The following is a 17,388-nucleotide window of genomic DNA, read 5'->3' as shown; positions in this document are numbered from 1 at the left end:
TGGAAAGCAAATGAGTATCGAAGGGGTCTTGAAGGAAGGGTTTGTCACCACTACGGCGGACAAACTGATCAACTGGACGCGCACCGGCTCGCTGTGGCCGATGACGTTCGGTCTTGCGTGCTGCGCGGTCGAGATGATGCATGCGGGCGCTGCCCGTTATGATCTCGACCGTTTCGGCGTGGTGTTTCGTCCGAGTCCGCGTCAGTCGGACGTGATGATCGTCGCCGGCACACTGTGCAACAAGATGGCACCTGCTCTGCGCAAGGTTTACGACCAGATGGCGGAGCCGCGGTGGGTGATCTCGATGGGCTCATGCGCGAACGGCGGTGGCTATTACCACTACTCGTACTCGGTGGTGCGCGGCTGCGACCGGATCGTCCCGGTCGACGTGTACGTGCCGGGTTGTCCGCCCACGGCGGAAGCGCTGGTATACGGCGTGATCCAGCTGCAGGCCAAGATTCGCCGCACTAACACCATCGCCCGTCAATAAGGCCAACGCCTCCCCACAATATGGCAAGCAAACTCGAGACCCTGAAAGCAAACCTCGAGGCGGCCTTTGGCGGCCTCCTGTTGAGCGTGACCGAGTCGGTCGGTGAATTGACGATCGTCGTCAAGGCCGGCGACTACCTCAACGTGGCAAAGCGTCTGCGCGACGATCGCTCGCTCGGTTTCGAGCAGTGTGTCGACCTGTGCGGCGTCGATTATCAGACCTATGCCGAAGGCGCTTACGACGGCCCGCGTTTTGCGGCAGTGCTGCATCTGCTGTCGGTACAAAACAACTGGCGTCTGCGGCTGCGCGTGTTCGCGCCGGACGACGACATGCCGATCCTGCCGTCCGTCGTCGATATCTGGAATTCGGTCAACTGGTACGAGCGCGAAGCATTCGACCTGTACGGCATCGTCTTCGAAGGTCACCCGGACCTGCGCCGCATTCTGACCGACTACGGTTTCATCGGTCATCCGTTCCGCAAGGATTTCCCGGTCTCCGGCTACGTCGAGATGCGTTACGACCCGGAAGAGAAGCGCGTCGTTTATCAGCCGGTGACGATCGAGCCGCGGGAAATCACGCCGCGCGTGATCCGCGAGGATCGCTATGGCGGTCTGAAACACTAAGAGAACGTCATGGCAGAGATCAAGAACTACACGCTCAACTTTGGTCCGCAGCACCCGGCAGCGCACGGTGTGCTGCGTCTCGTGCTCGAACTCGACGGCGAAGTGATCCAACGCGCCGATCCGCACATCGGTCTGCTGCATCGCGCGACTGAAAAGCTCGCCGAAAGCAAGACGTTCATCCAGTCGGTGCCGTACATGGACCGTCTCGACTACGTGTCGATGATGGCCAACGAGCACGGCTACGTGCTCGCCATTGAAAAGCTGCTCGGCATCGACGTGCCGCTGCGCGCGCAATACATTCGTGTGCTGTTCGACGAAGTCACGCGCGTGTTGAATCACCTGATGTGGATTGGCTCGCACGCGCTCGACGTCGGTGCGATGGCGGTGTTCCTGTATGCGTTCCGCGAGCGCGAAGACCTGATGGACGTGTACGAGGCGGTGTCGGGCGCGCGCATGCACGCGGCCTACTATCGCCCGGGCGGCGTCTATCGCGATCTGCCTGACGCAATGCCGCAATACAAGGCGTCGAAGATTCGCAATGCGAAGGCGTTGTCGAAGATGAACGAAAACCGTCAGGGTTCGCTGCTCGACTTCATCGACGACTTCTTTACGCGCTTCCCGAAGTGTGTCGACGAATACGAAACGCTGCTCACCGACAACCGGATCTGGAAGCAGCGTCTGGTTGGTATCGGCGTGGTCAGCCCGGAGCGCGCGCTGCAGCTCGGCATGACCGGCGCGATGCTGCGTGGCTCGGGCATCGAGTGGGATCTGCGCAAGAAGCAGCCGTATGAGGTTTATGACAAGCTCGACTTCGACATTCCGGTCGGCGTGAATGGCGACTGCTATGACCGCTATCTGGTACGCGTCGAAGAAATGCGCCAGTCCACGCGTATCGCGAAACAGTGCATTGAGTGGCTGCGCAAAAATCCGGGCCCGGTGATGACGGACAATCACAAGGTTGCGCCGCCGTCGCGCGTCGGCATGAAGTCGAACATGGAAGATCTGATCCACCACTTCAAGCTGTTCACCGAAGGCTTCCATGTGCCCGAAGGCGAGGCGTATGCCGCAGTCGAACATCCGAAGGGCGAGTTCGGCATCTATCTGATCTCGGATGGCGCCAACAAGCCGTATCGTTTGAAGATCCGCGCCCCGGGCTATGCGCACCTGTCCGCGCTCGACGAAATGGCGCGCGGCCACATGATCGCCGACGCCGTGACGATCATCGGCACTCAGGACATCGTGTTCGGCGAAATTGATCGCTAGGACGTATTCATCGGCGCGCGTCTGCGGTCGTCGCACCGCCACGCGGGTCAAGCAAAGGAACGCCGGGTCTGTCGCAGTATGACGTGAGCGACAGGTTTTCGTTCGGTAGGAATTGAAAGAGTCGTGTCTGAAAATGATCTCAGCTGAAGGCCTGAAAGAACTCGATCGTGCGGTCGCAAAGTACCCCGCGGATCAGAAACAGTCCGCCGTGATGTCGGCGTTGGCCATTGCTCAAACGGAGCATGGCTGGCTGTCGCCCGAACTCATGCAGTTCGTCGCGGATTATCTCGGCATGCCGGCAATCGCCGTGCAGGAGGTAGCGACCTTCTACACGATGTATGAGACCTCGCCGGTCGGCAAGTTCAAGATCACGCTTTGTACGAACCTGCCTTGCCAGCTCGGCCCGGACGGCGGTTCCGAAAGCGCCGCTGAATACCTGAAGCAGAAGCTCGGCATCGACTTCGGCGAAACCACGCCCGATGGCAAATTCACGCTGAAAGAGGGTGAGTGCATGGGTTCGTGCGGCGACGCGCCGGTGATGCTGGTGAACAACCAACGCATGTGCAGCTTCATGAGCCGCGAGAAGATCGACCAGCTGCTCGAGGAACTTTCGAAATGACGGCTTTACACGATCGTCACATCAAACCGCTGATTCTCGCCGGACTGAACGGCGACAACTGGCATCTCGAGGACTATGTGGCTCGCGGCGGTTACGCCCAGTTGCGCCGCATCCTGGAAGAAAAGATTGCGCCCGAGCAGGTGATCGCCGACGTCAAGGCGTCGGGTCTGCGCGGCCGCGGCGGCGCGGGCTTCCCGACCGGTCTGAAGTGGAGCTTCATGCCGCGTCAGTTCCCGGGCCAGAAGTACCTCGTCTGTAATTCGGACGAGGGCGAGCCGGGTACGTTCAAGGACCGCGACATTCTGCGCTTCAATCCGCATTCGCTGATCGAAGGTATGGCGATCGGCGCGTACGCGATGGGCATCACGGTCGGCTACAACTATATTCACGGCGAAATCTGGGAAGTCTATAAGCGCTTCGAAGAAGCGTTGGAAGAAGCTCGCCGCGCCGGGTTCCTCGGCGACAACATCATGGGCTCTGGCTTTTCGTTTGAGCTGCATGCGCATCACGGTTACGGCGCGTACATCTGTGGCGAAGAAACCGCGCTGCTCGAATCGATCGAGGGCAAGAAGGGGCAGCCGCGCTTCAAGCCGCCGTTCCCGGCGAGCTTTGGCGTGTACGGCAAGCCGACCACGATCAACAACACCGAAACGTTCGCGGCGGTGCCGTTCCTGCTCGCCATCGGCCCGCAGAATTACCTTGAAATCGGCAAGCCGAACAACGGCGGCACGAAGATTTTCTCGGTGTCGGGCGACGTCGAGCGTCCGGGCAATTACGAAATTCCGCTCGGCACGCCGTTCGCGACGCTGATGGAACTCGCCGGCGGCATGCGTGGCGGCAAGAAGATCAAGGCTGTGATTCCTGGTGGTTCGTCGGCGCCGGTGATTCCGGGCGAGATGATGATGCAGACCGACATGGATTACGACTCGATCGCGAAGGCCGGCTCGATGCTCGGCTCGGGCGCAGTGATCGTGATGGACGAGACGCGCTGCATGGTGCGCTCGCTGCTGCGCCTGTCGTACTTCTATTACGAAGAGTCGTGCGGTCAATGCACGCCTTGCCGTGAAGGCACGGGCTGGCTGTATCGCGTCGTGCATCGTATCGAGCATGGTCTCGGCCGCCAGGAAGATCTGGATCTGCTGAACTCCGTCGCGGAAAACATCATGGGCCGCACGATCTGCGCGCTCGGCGACGCGGCCGCGATGCCGGTTCGGGGCATGCTCAAGCACTACTGGGACGAATTCGAATATCACGTCGCCCACAAGCATTGCCTCGTCGGCGGCCATGCCGGCACGGCGGTGCCCGAAACAGTGGCTGCCTGACGGTGGCTGGCTGAGTCGGCCCGCCAGGTTCGGCTGACGGATAACTACCAGACGAACACCTCAACCGCAGGATTCATGGCCCGAAGCGGGCGATGAACAGGCGAACGATTGAGCGGTAACAGGTTAAGGAAGATTGACCATCATGGTTGAACTGGAAATAGACGGCAAGAAAGTCGAGGTGCCTGAAGGCAGCATGGTGATCCAGGCTGCGCATAAGGTCGACACCTACATTCCTCACTTCTGCTATCACAAGAAGCTGTCGATTGCGGCCAACTGCCGGATGTGTCTGGTCGATGTCGAGAAGATGCCGAAGGCCGTGCCCGCGTGCGCGACCCCGGTGTCGGCTGGCATGATCGTGCGCACCAGGTCGGACAAGGCGGTGAAGGGCCAGCAAGCCGTGATGGAATTCCTGCTGATCAACCATCCGCTCGACTGCCCGATTTGCGATCAGGGTGGCGAATGCCAGTTGCAGGATCTGGCCGTTGGTTACGGCAAGTCGTCGTCACGCTATAGCGAAGAAAAGCGCGTGGTGTTCCACAAGAACGTGGGTCCGCTGATCTCGATGGAAGAGATGTCGCGCTGCATTCACTGCACGCGTTGCGTTCGCTTCGGCCAGGAAATCGCCGGGGTGATGGAACTCGGCATGCTGGGCCGCGGCGAGCATGCGGAAATCACATCGTTCGTCGGCAAGACGGTCGACTCCGAGCTGTCGGGCAACATGATCGACCTGTGCCCGGTCGGCGCGCTCACGAGCAAGCCGTTCCGCTACAGTGCCCGTACGTGGGAGCTGTCACGCCGCAAATCGGTGAGCCCGCACGATTCCGTCGGTGCGAACCTCATCGTGCAGGTGAAGAACAATCGCGTGATGCGCATTCTGCCGTTCGAAAACGAAGCGATCAACGAGTGCTGGATCTCGGACAAGGACCGCTTCTCGTACGAAGGCCTGAACAGCCCCGAGCGTCTGACCAGACCGATGCTCAAGCAAGGCGGCCAGTGGGTCGAAACCGACTGGCAGACCGCGCTCGAATACGTGGTCAAGGGTCTGAAGGGCATCAAGAGTGACCACGGCGCGAACGCGCTTGCCGCACTGTCGAGCGCGCACAGCACCGTCGAAGAACTGTTCCTGTTGAAGCAGATCGCGCAAGCGGTCGGCACGCCGAACGTCGACTTCCGTCTGCGTCAGTCGGATTTCTCGGCGCCCGTTACTGGCGCGCCGTGGCTCGGCGGCACGATCGCCGATCTGTCGAACGTCGATGCGGCGCTCGTGATCGGCTCGGATCTGCGCCGTGACCATCCGCTGCTCGCCGCGCGTTTGCGCCAGGTCGCACGAGGCGGTTCGGCACTTACGCTGCTCCAGGCCACCAACGACGACGCGATGATCCCTCAGGCGCAACGCGTGGTCGCGGCGCCGTCGGCATGGCTCGAGGTGTTGGCAGGCATCGCCGGCGCGGTGGGCGAAGCGAAGGGCGTCGCGCTGCCGGAAGCATTCGCGGGCACGCAGCCGACGGACGCGCACAAGCAGATAGCGAAATCGCTGACTACCGGCGAGCGCCGCGTCGTGCTGCTCGGTAACGAAGCGGTCCGTCATCCGGACTTCGCGGCGATCCACGCCGCGGCGCAATGGATTGCCGAGGCAACCGGTGCAACGCTCGGTTTCCTGACCGAAGCGGCCAATACGGTCGGCGCGCACCTCGTGAACGCGCTGCCGGGCGAAGGCGGTCTGAACGCGCGCGAAGTGTTCGAGCAGCCGCGCAAGGGCTATCTGCTGTTGAATCTCGAGCCGGAATTCGACACGGCCAATCCGGCGCGGGCGCTTGCGGCGCTGAAGCAGGCCGAAATGGTCGTCGTGATGTCGCCGTTCCAGACCGGCGCCGACTATGCCGACGTGCTGCTGCCGATCGCGCCATTCACCGAATCGGGCGGTACGTTCGTCAATGCCGAAGGCACGGTGCAGGCGTTCAACGGCGTCGTGCGTCCGCTCGGCGACACGCGTCCGGCCTGGAAGGTGTTGCGCGTGCTGGGCAGCCTGCTCGGCGCGCCGGGCTTCGAATACGACACGGTCGAAGAAGTGCGTGCGGCCGCGCTCGGCGACGGCGAGCTGAAGTCGCGTCTATCGAACCGCACCAGCGCCGCGGTGACGCGCGGCCAGGCCGCGAAGGCGGCGGAAGGCAAGTTCGAGCGTCTCGCGAACGTGCCGATCTATCATGCCGATGCGCTCGTGCGTCGCGCGGAGTCGCTGCATCTGACCGCGGCGGCCCGTACGGCGAATTCGGTCGGCCTGCCGGCTGCGCTGTTCGACAAACTGGGTTTGAAAGAGGGCGACGCGGTGCGCGTTCGTCAGGGCGAGCAAGCGGTGCAGTTGCCGGCCGTGCGCGATGCGAATCTTGCGGAGACGGTCGTCCGCGTATCGGCGGCTACGCCTGCCGGTGCAGCGCTGGGCAGCCTGTTCGGTGAACTGGTGGTGGAGAAGGCGTAAATGAGCTTGTTCGATACGATCAACTCGGGCGGCGCCCAACTTCTCGGTGTGGCATGGCCCACGGTGTGGGCGCTCGTGCGCATCCTGGTGGTGGCCGTCGCGATCCTGCTGTGCGTCGCTTACCTGATCCTGTGGGAGCGCAAGCTGATCGGCTGGATGCATGTGCGTCTCGGTCCGAACCGCGTCGGTCCCGCCGGGCTCTTGCAGCCGATCGCCGACGTGCTGAAACTGCTGCTGAAGGAAGTGATCCAGCCCGCTCAGGCAAGCCGCTGGATCTACATGATCGCGCCGATCATGGTGGTGGTGCCGGCCTTCGCGGTCTGGGCGGTGATTCCTTTCCAGGCGGGCGCGGTGCTCGGTGACATCAACGCGGGTCTGCTATACGCGATGGCGATCTCGTCGATCGGCGTGTATGGCGTGATTCTGGCCGGCTGGGCGTCGAACTCGAAGTACGCGTTCCTCGGCGCGATGCGCGCCGCCGCGCAGATGGTCTCGTACGAAATCTCGATGGGCTTCGCGCTGGTGGTCGTGCTGATGACGGCCGGCACGCTGAACCTGTCGGGCATCGTCGGCTCGCAGGAGCAGGGCTTCTTCGCCTCGCACGGCCTGAACTTCCTGTCCTGGAACTGGCTGCCGCTGCTGCCGATGTTCGTCGTGTACTTCATCTCGGGCATCGCCGAAACGAACCGCCACCCGTTCGACGTGGTGGAGGGCGAATCGGAAATCGTCGCGGGCCACATGATCGATTACTCGGGTATGGCGTTCGCGCTGTTCTTCCTCGCCGAGTACATCAACATGATCGTGATCTCGGCATTGGCTGCAACACTGTTCCTCGGCGGCTGGAGCGCCCCGTTCGGGTTCCTGTCGTTCATCCCGGGCATCGTCTGGCTCGTCGCCAAGGTTTTCTTCCTGTTGTCGGTGTTCATCTGGGCGCGTGCCACGTTCCCGCGCTATCGCTATGACCAGATCATGCGTCTCGGCTGGAAGGTTTTCATTCCGGTCTGCGTGGTGTGGCTCGTGGTGGTCGGCTTCTGGATCATGTCGCCGTTGAACATCTGGAAATAAAGGGCGGACGAACCTATGACCGCAATCCAAAACTTCTTCAAGACTTTCTTCCTCACGGAACTGCTGAAAGGCCTCGCGCTGACCGGACGCTACGCGTTCCAGCGCAAGGTCACCGTGCAGTTCCCTGAAGAGAAGACCCCGATCTCGCCGCGTTTCCGCGGTCTGCATGCGCTGCGCCGCTATGAAAACGGCGAAGAGCGCTGCATCGCGTGCAAGCTGTGCGAAGCAGTGTGCCCGGCGCTCGCGATCACAATCGAATCGGAAACGCGCGCGGACAACACGCGCCGCACGACACGCTACGACATCGACCTGACCAAGTGCATCTTCTGCGGTTTCTGCGAAGAAAGCTGCCCGGTCGATTCGATCGTCGAGACGCACATTCTCGAGTATCACGGCGAGAAGCGCGGCGACCTTTACTTCACGAAGGAAATGCTGCTGGCCGTTGGCGACCGCTACGAAGCAGAAATCGCCGCCAACAAGGCAGCCGACGCACCGTATCGTTGAAGCGTTTTCCCGCTTGCAGCAAATGCGGCAGTAAAAGCAGTAACACGGCCTGCAGTCGGGCCGACCGCCGCGGCCTGAACGCCGCGGCACGGCGCACCTGTGTGGCGGTTCTGGCGGTTTCGTCCGCTTTTGCCAGCCACGGGTGCCAAAGAACAATGCCTGACGATGGCCTAACGATGAACCGGTAATCATGGAATTCACGACCGTACTGTTCTACATCTTCGCGCTGTTCCTGGTGGTTTCAGGGCTGAAGGTGATCACCTCGCGCAACCCGGTGTCGTCCGCACTGTTTCTCGTGCTGGCGTTCTTCAACGCAGCGGCGATCTGGATGCTGCTGGAGGCCGAGTTCCTCGCGATCCTGCTGGTGCTGGTCTACGTCGGCGCGGTGATGGTGCTGTTCCTGTTCGTCGTGATGATGCTGGACGTCAATCTCGACGTGCTGCGCAAGGACTTCAAACGCTTCGTGCCGATGGCCTCGGCGGTGGGCGCGATCATCGTGATCGAAACCGCGCTGATCCTGTGGCACGGCTACGGCGCGACCACCACGGCGCTGCACGACACGGCCGCGGCTGCCGCTGGCATGGGCGACTGGTCGAACACGCGCCTGATCGGCAAGGTCATCTATACCGACTACATCTTCGCGTTCGAAATTGCCGGCCTGATCCTGCTGGTTGCCATCATCGCGGCGATCGCGCTGACCACGAGCCACAAGAAGGACAGCAAGCGTCAGAACGTCAGCGCACAGGTCAAGGTGCGCGTGCAGGACCGCGTGCGCGTTGTGAAGATGCCGTCAGAGAAAACCGCGGCGACCCTCGCTGCGGAACAAGCGGCTGCCGCGGCAGCTGCAGCAGCAGCCGACTCGGCGCCGGCCAAGAACAGCTGAGCGGACAGGAGATAGAAATCATGTTGACCCTTGCCCATTACCTTGTCCTCGGCGCGATCCTGTTTGCGATCAGCATCGTCGGCATTTTCCTGAACCGCCGCAACGTCATCATCATCCTGATGGCGATCGAACTGATGCTGCTCGCGGTGAACACCAATTTCGTCGCGTTCTCGCACTACCTGGGCGACGTGCATGGCCAGATTTTCGTCTTCTTCGTGCTGACGGTTGCGGCAGCCGAAGCGGCGATCGGTCTCGCAATTCTGGTGACCCTGTTCCGTAGTCTCGACACGATCAATGTCGAGGATCTCGATCAGCTCAAAGGTTAATTTCAGGAAAAGCGGTTATGTCCACGATACTCAATGAAAACCTGCTGTTGGCAATTCCGCTGGCACCGCTCGCTGGTTCCCTGATTGCGGGGCTGTTCGGCAAGGCGATAGGGCGGGCGGGTGCGCATTCGGTCACGATCCTCGGCGTCGCGATTTCGTTCATCCTGTCGGTCATGGTCTTTTTCCAGGTGATGGACGGCGCGAGCTTCAACGCTACCGTTTATCAATGGATGTCAATCGGCAAGACCCAGGTCGAAGTCGGTTTCCTGGTCGACTCGCTGACCGCGATGATGATCTGCGTGGTGAACTTCGTGTCGCTGATGGTGCACATCTACACGATCGGCTACATGGCCGACGACGACGGCTACCAGCGCTTCTTCTCGTACATCTCGCTGTTCACGTTCTCGATGCTGATGCTCGTGATGAGCAACAACTTCCTGCAGCTGTTCTTCGGCTGGGAAGCGGTGGGTCTCGTTTCGTACCTGCTGATCGGCTTCTACTTCAAGCGTGAGAGCGCGATCTACGCGAACATGAAGGCGTTCATCGTGAACCGCGTCGGCGACTTCGGTTTCCTGCTCGGCATCGGTTTGCTGTTCGCGTTCGCCGGCTCGATGAACTACGGCGAAGTCTTCGCGAAGCGTACCGAACTCGCGGCACTGAACTTCCCGGGTACCGACTGGGGCCTGCTGACGGTGGCTTGTATCTGCCTGTTCATCGGCGCGATGGGTAAGTCGGCTCAGTTCCCGCTGCACGTGTGGCTGCCGGACTCGATGGAAGGCCCGACGCCGATCTCCGCGCTGATTCACGCGGCGACCATGGTGACGGCCGGTATCTTCATGGTCACGCGCATGTCGCCGCTCTTCGAACTGTCGGATACGGCGCTGTCGTTCATGATGGTCATCGGTGCGATTACCGCGCTGTTCATGGGTTTCCTCGGGATCGTCCAGAACGACATCAAGCGTGTGGTCGCTTATTCCACGCTGTCGCAGCTCGGTTACATGACGGTCGCGCTCGGCGCGTCGGCATATTCGGTCGCCGTGTTTCACCTGATGACGCACGCGTTCTTCAAGGCGCTGCTATTCCTCGGCGCGGGTTCGGTGATCATCGGCATGCATCACGATCAGGACATGCGCAACATGGGCGGCCTGCGCAAGTACATGCCGATTACGTGGATCACGTCGCTGATCGGTTCGCTCGCGCTGATCGGCACGCCGTTCTTCTCGGGCTTCTACTCGAAAGACTCGATCATCGACGCGGTGAAACTGTCGCATCTGCCGGGCTCGGGTTTCGCGTACTTCGCGGTGGTCGCAAGCGTGTTCGTGACCGCGTTGTATTCGTTCCGTATGTATTTCATGGTGTTCCACGGTGAGGAGCGCTTCCGCAATCCGAAGCACCCGGAATCGCCGATGGGCGCAGAAGCAGAGTCGCGTGGGCATGACGCGCACGGCCACGACGACCATGGTCATGGTCACGACGACCACGCTCACGAGCCGCACGAAACGCCGTGGGTGGTGTGGGTGCCGCTCGTGCTGCTGGCGATTCCGTCGATCGTGATCGGCGCGATCGGCATCGGTCCGATGCTGTTCGGCGACTTCTTCCAGCACGGCGTCGCGTTCGACAAGGTGATCTACATCAGCGAGAGCCATCCGGCGCTGCATGAGATGACCGAAGAATTCCAGGGCTGGGCGTCGATGGGTCTGCACTCGGTGTCGGGCCTGCCTGTGTGGCTCGCGCTCGCAGGCGTGGTGGTCGCATGGTTCCTGTATCTGGTCCGTCCGGATCTGCCCGCTGTCATCAAGCGCGCATTCGGTCCGATCTACACGTTGCTCGATAACAAGTACTACATGGACAAGATCAACGAAGTGGTGTTTGCGCGGGGCGCGGTGGCCATTGGCCGGGGTCTGTGGAAGGAAGGCGACGTGGTCGTGATCGACGGCATCGTCAACGGCAGCGCACGCTTTATCGGCTGGTTCGCGAGCGTGATCCGCTTCCTCCAATCCGGCTACATCTACCACTACGCGTTCGCCATGATCATCGGCATGCTGGGGCTCCTGACCCTGTTCGTAACGCTCGGCGGCAAATAAGGCGAGGGACACTCATGCACGCTTATCCGATTCTGAGCATCGCGATCTGGTTGCCGATCTTTTTCGGTCTGCTGGTCCTCGCGATCGGCAACGACGAGAACCCCGCCCCCGCGCGCTGGATTTCGCTGATCGGCTCGGTTCTGAGCTTCCTCGTCACGCTGCCACTGATCACCAGCTTCGATTCGAGCACCGCCGAGCTGCAGTTCGTCGAGCAGGCGAACTGGATCGAGCGCTTCCACATCACGTATCACCTCGGCGTGGACGGCATTTCGATGTGGTTCGTTGCGTTGACCGCGTTGATCACGGTGATCGTCGTGATCGCAGCGTGGGAAGTGATCACGAAGAACGTCGGCCAGTACCTCGCGGCCTTCCTGATCCTGTCGGGCATCATGGTCGGCGTGTTCAGCGCGGCCGACGGCCTGTTGTTCTACGTGTTCTTCGAAGCGACGCTGATCCCGATGTACATCATCATCGGCGTGTGGGGCGGGGCGAACCGCGTGTACGCGGCATTCAAGTTCTTCCTGTACACGCTGGCGGGCTCGCTGCTGATGCTGGTTGCGCTGATCTATCTGTACAACCAGACCGGCTCGTTCGACATCGCCACGTGGCAGCACGCGCAGATCGCGATGACGCCGCAGGTGCTACTGTTTATCGCGTTCTTCCTGGCCTTCGCGGTGAAGGTGCCGATGTGGCCGGTGCACACGTGGTTGCCGGACGCGCACGTGGAAGCGCCGACCGGCGGCTCGGTCGTGCTGGCCGCGATCATGCTGAAGCTCGGTGCGTACGGTTTCCTGCGCTTCTCGCTGCCGATCACGCCTGATGCGAGCCATTTCCTCGCACCGGTCGTCATCACGCTGTCGCTGATCGCGGTGATCTACATCGGTCTCGTCGCGATGGTGCAGGCCGACATGAAGAAACTGGTCGCGTATTCGTCGATCGCGCACATGGGTTTTGTCACGCTCGGCTTCTTTATCTTCAATCAGCTCGGCGCGGAAGGCGCGATCGTGCAGATGATCTCGCACGGTTTCGTGTCGGGCGCGATGTTCCTGTGCATCGGCGTACTGTACGACCGCATGCACTCGCGTCAGATCACCGACTACGGCGGCGTCGTCAACGTGATGCCGAAGTTCGCGGCGTTCGTCATGCTGTTCGCGATGGCGAATTGCGGCTTGCCGGGCACTTCCGGTTTCGTCGGCGAATTCATGGTGATTCTGGCCTCCGTCCAGTACAACTTCTGGATCGCGAGTGGCGCGGCAGTCACGCTGATTCTCGGCGCGGCCTATACGCTGTGGATGTACAAGCGCGTGTACTTCGGCGCGGTCGCGAACGACCACGTGAAGAACCTGCTCGACATCGACCGTCGCGAATTTTTCATGCTGGCTGTGCTCGCCGCACTGACGCTGTTCATGGGCCTGTACCCGAAGCCCTTTACCGATGTGATGCACGTATCCGTGGAAAACCTCCTCTCCCACGTTGCCCAATCGAAGCTGCCGTTGCCTCAGTAACGACGAGCGGAGGAATTTAAGACCATGCAAAACGCCCCTATGACTGCTCTGTTGCCCGACGCACTGGTGATGTTCGCCATTGTCATCGCGTGGCTCAACGACACGTTCGTCGGCCAGGAGGGTCGCCGTACCACGTATTTCATCGCGTTCTACTCGACGCTCGTCGCCGGGATCTGGTTCGCGATCAATGCGTTCGACCCGCAAGTGCATTACTTCTTCGATCACATGTACGTGGTCGATCCGTTCGCCAATGTGATGAAGGCAGTGGTGTCGCTCGGCTATGCGGTGACGATCGTTTATTCGCGTCGCTACCTCGAAGACCGTAGCCTGTTCCGCGGCGACTTCTTCCTGCTCGGCATGTTCTCGCTGCTCGGCCAGATCGTGATGATCTCGGGCAATAACTTCCTGACGCTGTATCTCGGTCTGGAACTGATGTCGCTGTCGCTGTACGCGGTGATCGCGCTGCGTCGCGAAGTGGCGTCGTCGAACGAAGCGGCGATGAAGTACTACGTGCTCGGCGCCCTGGCTTCCGGCTTCCTGCTGTACGGTGTTTCGATGCTGTATGGCGCGACCGGCTCGCTCGACCTGAACGAAGTGTTCAAGGCGATCAGCACGAGCCACTACGATCCGACCGTGCTGCTGTTCGGCGTCATCTTCATCGTGGCGGGCGTGGCGTTCAAGATGGGTGCGGTGCCGTTCCATATGTGGGTGCCTGACGTGTACCAGGGCGCACCGACGGCGATGACGCTCATCGTCGGCGGCGGCCCGAAGGTCGCGGCGTTCGCGTGGGGTCTGCGTTTCCTCGTGATGGGCCTGCTGCCGCTGGCGGTCGAATGGCAGCAGATGCTGGTGATTCTGGCGGCGCTGTCGCTGATCGTCGGCAACATCACCGGGATCGTGCAGCGCAACGTCAAGCGGATGCTCGCGTATTCGGCGATCTCGAACATGGGCTTCGTGCTGCTCGGCCTGCTCGCCGGCGTGGTCGACCAGAAGACCACGGGCGCCGCGAACGCGTACGGCTCGGCGATGTTCTACAGCATCGTCTACCTGATCACGACGCTCGGCACCTTCGGCGTCATCATGCTGCTCGCGCGCCGCGACTTCGAAGCGGACACGCTGGAGGACTTCAAGGGCCTCAATCAGCGCAGCGCGGTATTCGCGTTCGTGATGATGATCATGATGTTCTCGCTCGCGGGTATTCCGCCGGCAGTCGGCTTCTATGCGAAGCTCGCCGTGCTGCAAGCGACGATGAACGCCGGCCTGACCTGGCTCACCGTGCTCGCCGTGATCACGTCGCTGTTCGGCGCGTTCTACTACCTGCGTATCGTCAAGCTGATGTACTTCGACGAGCCGCAAGACAAGTCGCCGATCGTGGCGGACACGAGCACGCGCGCGTTGCTTGCGTTGAACGGCGTCGCCGTGCTGGTGCTCGGTATCGTGCCGGATCCGCTGTTGCGCGCCTGCTTGCAGGCGATCCAGCACACGCTGCTGCTCTGATGTCCGCTGCGGGCTGGTTTATCGTGCTGTTGGCGCTGGTCGGCGCCAACCTGCCGTTCCTGAATCAGCGCCTCTTCGCCGCGGTGCCGTTGAAAGCGGCGAAGAAAAGCGCCTGGCTCCGGATTGCCGAATTGATCGTGCTGTATTTCGTGGTCGGCGCGCTGGGCTTTTTGCTCGAAGCGCGCGCGGGAAATCGCTTCGAGCAGGGCTGGCAGTTCTACGCGATCACGTTCGCGCTGTTCGTCGTGTTCGCTTTCCCCGGCTTTACCTTCCAATATCTCGTCAAACGCCGCTGACGGCGTCCCGCCGTCGCGCGCGCCTGGCTGTTCTGAGGTCCGCACATGGCTGAGCTTCCCAATCACGACGCCGCGCTAACCGAGACTTGTATCGACAGCAAGACGGTCCATCAAGGACCGTTCATGACGGTCAAGTACGATACGGTCCGACTGCCCGACGGCAAACAGGCAACGCGCGAATACGTTCAGCATCCGGGCGCCGTCATGGTGATCCCCTTGTTCGACGACGCTCGCGTGCTGCTCGAAAGTCAGTATCGCTATCCGATGGGCAAGGTGATGGTCGAATATCCGGCCGGCAAGCTCGACCCGAACGAGGGCGCGCTGGCCTGCGCGGTCCGGGAACTGCGCGAGGAAACCGGCTATACCGCGCGGGAGTACGTGTACCTGACTCGGATTCACCCGATCATTTCTTACTCGACCGAATTCATTGATATCTATCTCGCGCGGGGCTTGACCGCGGGTGAGCGCAACCTCGATGAAGGCGAGTTTCTCGAACTTTTCACCGCGACCGTGGAGCAGGTATCCGAGTGGGTGCGCACGGGCAAGATCACCGATGTGAAGACGATCATCGGTACCTTCTGGCTCGAGAAAGTGCTGTCGGGTACGTGGCCGACCGAGGCGCCCGAAACGGTATAAGTTCGCGTCTGCCCGATAGCTGATCCGCGTTGCAGGTGAACGGAGCCCCTGTTGGTCGATGACCGGCAGGGGCTTTTCATTGGCTTCGCGGTTTCTTTCTGGCTCGAAAAATAAGCCGTCTCCTATGCCATCTGGCTGGCTCGTCGTGGCGCCGGCGGCCGGCTAATATGAACCTCTCGATCACCGAATTCGTCGTCGATTTTGTTTTGGATGACTGAAGTTAAAGATCGCAGTGATCTCATTTCTGCTCCGGCGCAGGTTGTCAATTGACAACCTGTGCCGGAGCGACTAAATTGGAGGTCTCGATGGTTCGAGCAAGGCACATGAAGAAAGAGATCGAGGCCGCATTGGCATACGCGGAGCAGCACGGCTGGCGCGTTCAGGACGGCGGAAGAGGTCATGCGTGGGGAAAAATCCATTGCCCGTACAGAGACGCCGAATGTCGTTGCGGGGAGTTCTGTATATCGAGCGTCTGGAGTACGCCGAAGAATGCCGGCAATCACGCCATGCACTTGCGGCGCATCGTCGGCAACTGCACGGCACGGCGCTAGTGGGTTCGTAGGTATCACGCAGGTATCAAGCAGGAATCGCAACAACCTGGGCTCAACGAAGACAGGAGTAACTTATGGAATATGTGTTCACGTTGAAATACCGCCTCGCTGCGGAAGAATGCGATGCAGACGCAATCGTCGAGCGGTTGGGCGAAGCGGGGTGCGACGACGCCACGATTGGCGTCGGGCAACCCGGCCGCCTCGGGCTGCTTTTCACCCGTGAAGGCGCGAGCGCGCTCGCGGCTGTCACCAGCGCGCTCAAGGACGTGAAAGGCGCGGTGCCGTCCGCGCAACTGATCGAGGCGGGACCTGACTTCGTAGGGCTGACCGACGTGGCCGAGGTGGCCGGCGTGTCGCGGCAAAACATGCGCAAGCTGATGCTGAACAACGCAATCGACTTCCCGTCGCCGGTCCACGAAGGCAGTGCGTCGGTGTGGCATCTGGCGGACGTGCTCGAATGGCTGACCGCGCGCGGCGGGTACGAGATTGAGATCGGTGTGGCGGATGTCGCAAAACTCGCGAAGCAGATCAATCTGACGAAGGAGGCCCGTCAGATTGAACCGCGTGTGAGCCGTCAACTGAGCAATCTCGTGGCGTAGCAGTGCGCCGCAAGCGGGCCGTAGAGCGGAGCAGATGTGGCACCGCTTCTAGCCGGGCCGCCTTCGGCAGCACCTGCCGTAAAGCGTTAAAATCGCCCACCCGCGTCATATTCCCTTGCGGCTGCTGGCGGTTGCGCGTCGGCTCTAAAGTTTTGCGAACGACCGTTCACAAATTTCCATTTTGCGCTAAACTGGCACGCAAGCCCTGATTCCACATGAAGGTCCTCGATTTACAGTGTCCGCATGGCCATCGGTTCGAAGGCTGGTTCGCTTCGACCGATGACTTCGAGTCGCAGCAGTCCCGCAAGCTCGTCGAATGTCCGATCTGCGGTGCGAACGAGGTGAGCCGTTTGCCGTCGGCACCGCGTCTGAATCTGTCGGGCGCGACCGACTCGAAGGCGCCGGCGGGCGTGGAGCAAATGCAGGCGCACCTGATGCGCGCGCTGCGCGAGGTACTGGAGAAGACGGAGAACGTGGGCGACCGCTTCGCCGAGGAAGCACGACGCATTCACTACAACGAAGCGCCTGTGCGCAGTATTCGCGGTGTCACGACACCGGAGGATGCGCGTGCCTTGGTCGAGGAAGGCATCGAAGTGATGCCGCTGCCGGTCCCAGCTGCGCTGAAGGAACCACTGCAATAGCGCGGTGG

18 protein-coding genes are annotated in these 17,388 nt (G+C 61.2%); all 18 read left to right on the top strand.

Going from position 1 to position 17,388, the window contains the following annotated elements; all coding sequences use genetic code 11:
* Window positions 1–10 precede the first annotated feature (10 nt).
* The 18 genes from OKW30_RS13090 to OKW30_RS13005 all read left to right on the top strand — a co-directional run bounded on the left by OKW30_RS13090 (window position 11) and on the right by OKW30_RS13005 (window position 17,380).
* A complete protein-coding gene (locus OKW30_RS13090; protein ID WP_006052903.1) occupies window positions 11–490 on the top strand; it encodes a NuoB/complex I 20 kDa subunit family protein in 480 nt (159 codons plus the stop codon).
* Window positions 491–510: 20 nt separating this feature from the next.
* Window positions 511–1,113: an NADH-quinone oxidoreductase subunit C gene (locus tag OKW30_RS13085; protein WP_090803764.1), complete on the top strand. Its 603-nt coding sequence runs from the start codon at window positions 511–513 to the stop codon at window positions 1,111–1,113.
* A 9-nt stretch (window positions 1,114–1,122) separates the two neighbouring features.
* The gene (locus OKW30_RS13080) at window positions 1,123–2,376 is read left to right on the top strand and encodes an NADH-quinone oxidoreductase subunit D (protein WP_184072120.1); all 1,254 of its coding nucleotides are present in this window, start codon (window positions 1,123–1,125) and stop codon (window positions 2,374–2,376) included.
* 133 nt (window positions 2,377–2,509) lie between these two features.
* Entirely contained in the window at window positions 2,510–2,995 is a 486-nt protein-coding gene (gene nuoE, locus OKW30_RS13075; RefSeq protein WP_429346873.1) for an NADH-quinone oxidoreductase subunit NuoE, read from the top strand.
* Complete coding sequence (nuoF, locus tag OKW30_RS13070; RefSeq protein WP_184072121.1) at window positions 2,992–4,317, top strand: NADH-quinone oxidoreductase subunit NuoF; 1,326 nt, start codon at window positions 2,992–2,994, stop codon at window positions 4,315–4,317. The genes nuoE and nuoF overlap by 4 nt, the downstream gene beginning before the upstream one ends.
* A gap of 142 nt (window positions 4,318–4,459) precedes the next feature.
* Complete coding sequence (gene nuoG / locus OKW30_RS13065; protein ID WP_184072122.1) at window positions 4,460–6,793, top strand: NADH-quinone oxidoreductase subunit NuoG; 2,334 nt, start codon at window positions 4,460–4,462, stop codon at window positions 6,791–6,793.
* Window positions 6,794–7,858: an NADH-quinone oxidoreductase subunit NuoH gene (gene nuoH / locus OKW30_RS13060; RefSeq protein WP_090803771.1), complete on the top strand. Its 1,065-nt coding sequence runs from the start codon at window positions 6,794–6,796 to the stop codon at window positions 7,856–7,858.
* A 15-nt stretch (window positions 7,859–7,873) separates the two neighbouring features.
* Window positions 7,874–8,362 (top strand): NADH-quinone oxidoreductase subunit NuoI, encoded by a 489-nt coding sequence (gene nuoI / locus OKW30_RS13055; RefSeq protein ID WP_008920597.1) that lies wholly within the window; start codon window positions 7,874–7,876, stop codon window positions 8,360–8,362.
* A 190-nt stretch (window positions 8,363–8,552) separates the two neighbouring features.
* Complete coding sequence (locus OKW30_RS13050; protein ID WP_184072123.1) at window positions 8,553–9,245, top strand: NADH-quinone oxidoreductase subunit J; 693 nt, start codon at window positions 8,553–8,555, stop codon at window positions 9,243–9,245.
* Between the two features lie 20 nt (window positions 9,246–9,265).
* Complete coding sequence (gene nuoK / locus OKW30_RS13045; RefSeq protein ID WP_006052894.1) at window positions 9,266–9,571, top strand: NADH-quinone oxidoreductase subunit NuoK; 306 nt, start codon at window positions 9,266–9,268, stop codon at window positions 9,569–9,571.
* 17 nt (window positions 9,572–9,588) lie between these two features.
* Window positions 9,589–11,655: an NADH-quinone oxidoreductase subunit L gene (gene nuoL, locus OKW30_RS13040; protein WP_429346872.1), complete on the top strand. Its 2,067-nt coding sequence runs from the start codon at window positions 9,589–9,591 to the stop codon at window positions 11,653–11,655.
* Window positions 11,656–11,669: 14 nt separating this feature from the next.
* The gene (locus OKW30_RS13035) at window positions 11,670–13,160 is read left to right on the top strand and encodes an NADH-quinone oxidoreductase subunit M (protein ID WP_429346871.1); all 1,491 of its coding nucleotides are present in this window, start codon (window positions 11,670–11,672) and stop codon (window positions 13,158–13,160) included.
* A gap of 24 nt (window positions 13,161–13,184) precedes the next feature.
* On the top strand, window positions 13,185–14,657 hold the full coding sequence (gene nuoN / locus OKW30_RS13030) for an NADH-quinone oxidoreductase subunit NuoN (protein WP_184028613.1): 1,473 nt from the start codon (window positions 13,185–13,187) through the stop codon (window positions 14,655–14,657).
* Entirely contained in the window at window positions 14,657–14,953 is a 297-nt protein-coding gene (locus OKW30_RS13025; RefSeq protein WP_018420024.1) for a DUF2818 family protein, read from the top strand. The genes nuoN and OKW30_RS13025 overlap by 1 nt, the downstream gene beginning before the upstream one ends.
* 45 nt (window positions 14,954–14,998) lie before the next feature.
* Window positions 14,999–15,589 carry an NUDIX domain-containing protein gene (locus OKW30_RS13020; RefSeq protein ID WP_090803782.1) on the top strand — a complete coding sequence of 197 codons (591 nt, stop codon included), beginning with the start codon at window positions 14,999–15,001 and terminating at the stop codon, window positions 15,587–15,589.
* A gap of 305 nt (window positions 15,590–15,894) precedes the next feature.
* Window positions 15,895–16,140: a hypothetical protein gene (locus OKW30_RS13015; protein WP_429347750.1), complete on the top strand. Its 246-nt coding sequence runs from the start codon at window positions 15,895–15,897 to the stop codon at window positions 16,138–16,140.
* A 74-nt stretch (window positions 16,141–16,214) separates the two neighbouring features.
* Window positions 16,215–16,739 carry a helix-turn-helix transcriptional regulator gene (locus OKW30_RS13010; protein WP_184028637.1) on the top strand — a complete coding sequence of 175 codons (525 nt, stop codon included), beginning with the start codon at window positions 16,215–16,217 and terminating at the stop codon, window positions 16,737–16,739.
* Between the two features lie 215 nt (window positions 16,740–16,954).
* A complete protein-coding gene (locus OKW30_RS13005; RefSeq protein ID WP_184072125.1) occupies window positions 16,955–17,380 on the top strand; it encodes a DUF1178 family protein in 426 nt (141 codons plus the stop codon).
* Window positions 17,381–17,388 lie beyond the last annotated feature (8 nt).

It is taken from the genome of Paraburkholderia sp. Clong3 (assembly GCF_050436485.1).
GTDB lineage: Bacteria > Pseudomonadota > Gammaproteobacteria > Burkholderiales > Burkholderiaceae > Paraburkholderia > Paraburkholderia tuberum.
This window is presented reverse-complemented; position numbering and strand designations above follow the sequence as displayed.

What these genes read in the sequence shown, in the direction of transcription:
- OKW30_RS13090 (WP_006052903.1), top strand. Translation starts at nt 11, where the DNA reads ATGAGTATCGAAGGGGTCTTGAAGGAAGGGTTTGTCACCACTACGGCG.
- OKW30_RS13085 (WP_090803764.1), top strand. Translation starts at nt 511, where the DNA reads ATGGCAAGCAAACTCGAGACCCTGAAAGCAAACCTCGAGGCGGCCTTT.
- OKW30_RS13080 (WP_184072120.1), top strand. Translation starts at nt 1,123, where the DNA reads ATGGCAGAGATCAAGAACTACACGCTCAACTTTGGTCCGCAGCACCCG.
- nuoE (WP_429346873.1), top strand. Translation starts at nt 2,510, where the DNA reads ATGATCTCAGCTGAAGGCCTGAAAGAACTCGATCGTGCGGTCGCAAAG.
- nuoF (WP_184072121.1), top strand. Translation starts at nt 2,992, where the DNA reads ATGACGGCTTTACACGATCGTCACATCAAACCGCTGATTCTCGCCGGA.
- nuoG (WP_184072122.1), top strand. Translation starts at nt 4,460, where the DNA reads ATGGTTGAACTGGAAATAGACGGCAAGAAAGTCGAGGTGCCTGAAGGC.
- nuoH (WP_090803771.1), top strand. Translation starts at nt 6,794, where the DNA reads ATGAGCTTGTTCGATACGATCAACTCGGGCGGCGCCCAACTTCTCGGT.
- nuoI (WP_008920597.1), top strand. Translation starts at nt 7,874, where the DNA reads ATGACCGCAATCCAAAACTTCTTCAAGACTTTCTTCCTCACGGAACTG.
- OKW30_RS13050 (WP_184072123.1), top strand. Translation starts at nt 8,553, where the DNA reads ATGGAATTCACGACCGTACTGTTCTACATCTTCGCGCTGTTCCTGGTG.
- nuoK (WP_006052894.1), top strand. Translation starts at nt 9,266, where the DNA reads ATGTTGACCCTTGCCCATTACCTTGTCCTCGGCGCGATCCTGTTTGCG.
- nuoL (WP_429346872.1), top strand. Translation starts at nt 9,589, where the DNA reads ATGTCCACGATACTCAATGAAAACCTGCTGTTGGCAATTCCGCTGGCA.
- OKW30_RS13035 (WP_429346871.1), top strand. Translation starts at nt 11,670, where the DNA reads ATGCACGCTTATCCGATTCTGAGCATCGCGATCTGGTTGCCGATCTTT.
- nuoN (WP_184028613.1), top strand. Translation starts at nt 13,185, where the DNA reads ATGCAAAACGCCCCTATGACTGCTCTGTTGCCCGACGCACTGGTGATG.
- OKW30_RS13025 (WP_018420024.1), top strand. Translation starts at nt 14,657, where the DNA reads ATGTCCGCTGCGGGCTGGTTTATCGTGCTGTTGGCGCTGGTCGGCGCC.
- OKW30_RS13020 (WP_090803782.1), top strand. Translation starts at nt 14,999, where the DNA reads ATGGCTGAGCTTCCCAATCACGACGCCGCGCTAACCGAGACTTGTATC.
- OKW30_RS13015 (WP_429347750.1), top strand. Translation starts at nt 15,895, where the DNA reads ATGGTTCGAGCAAGGCACATGAAGAAAGAGATCGAGGCCGCATTGGCA.
- OKW30_RS13010 (WP_184028637.1), top strand. Translation starts at nt 16,215, where the DNA reads ATGGAATATGTGTTCACGTTGAAATACCGCCTCGCTGCGGAAGAATGC.
- OKW30_RS13005 (WP_184072125.1), top strand. Translation starts at nt 16,955, where the DNA reads ATGAAGGTCCTCGATTTACAGTGTCCGCATGGCCATCGGTTCGAAGGC.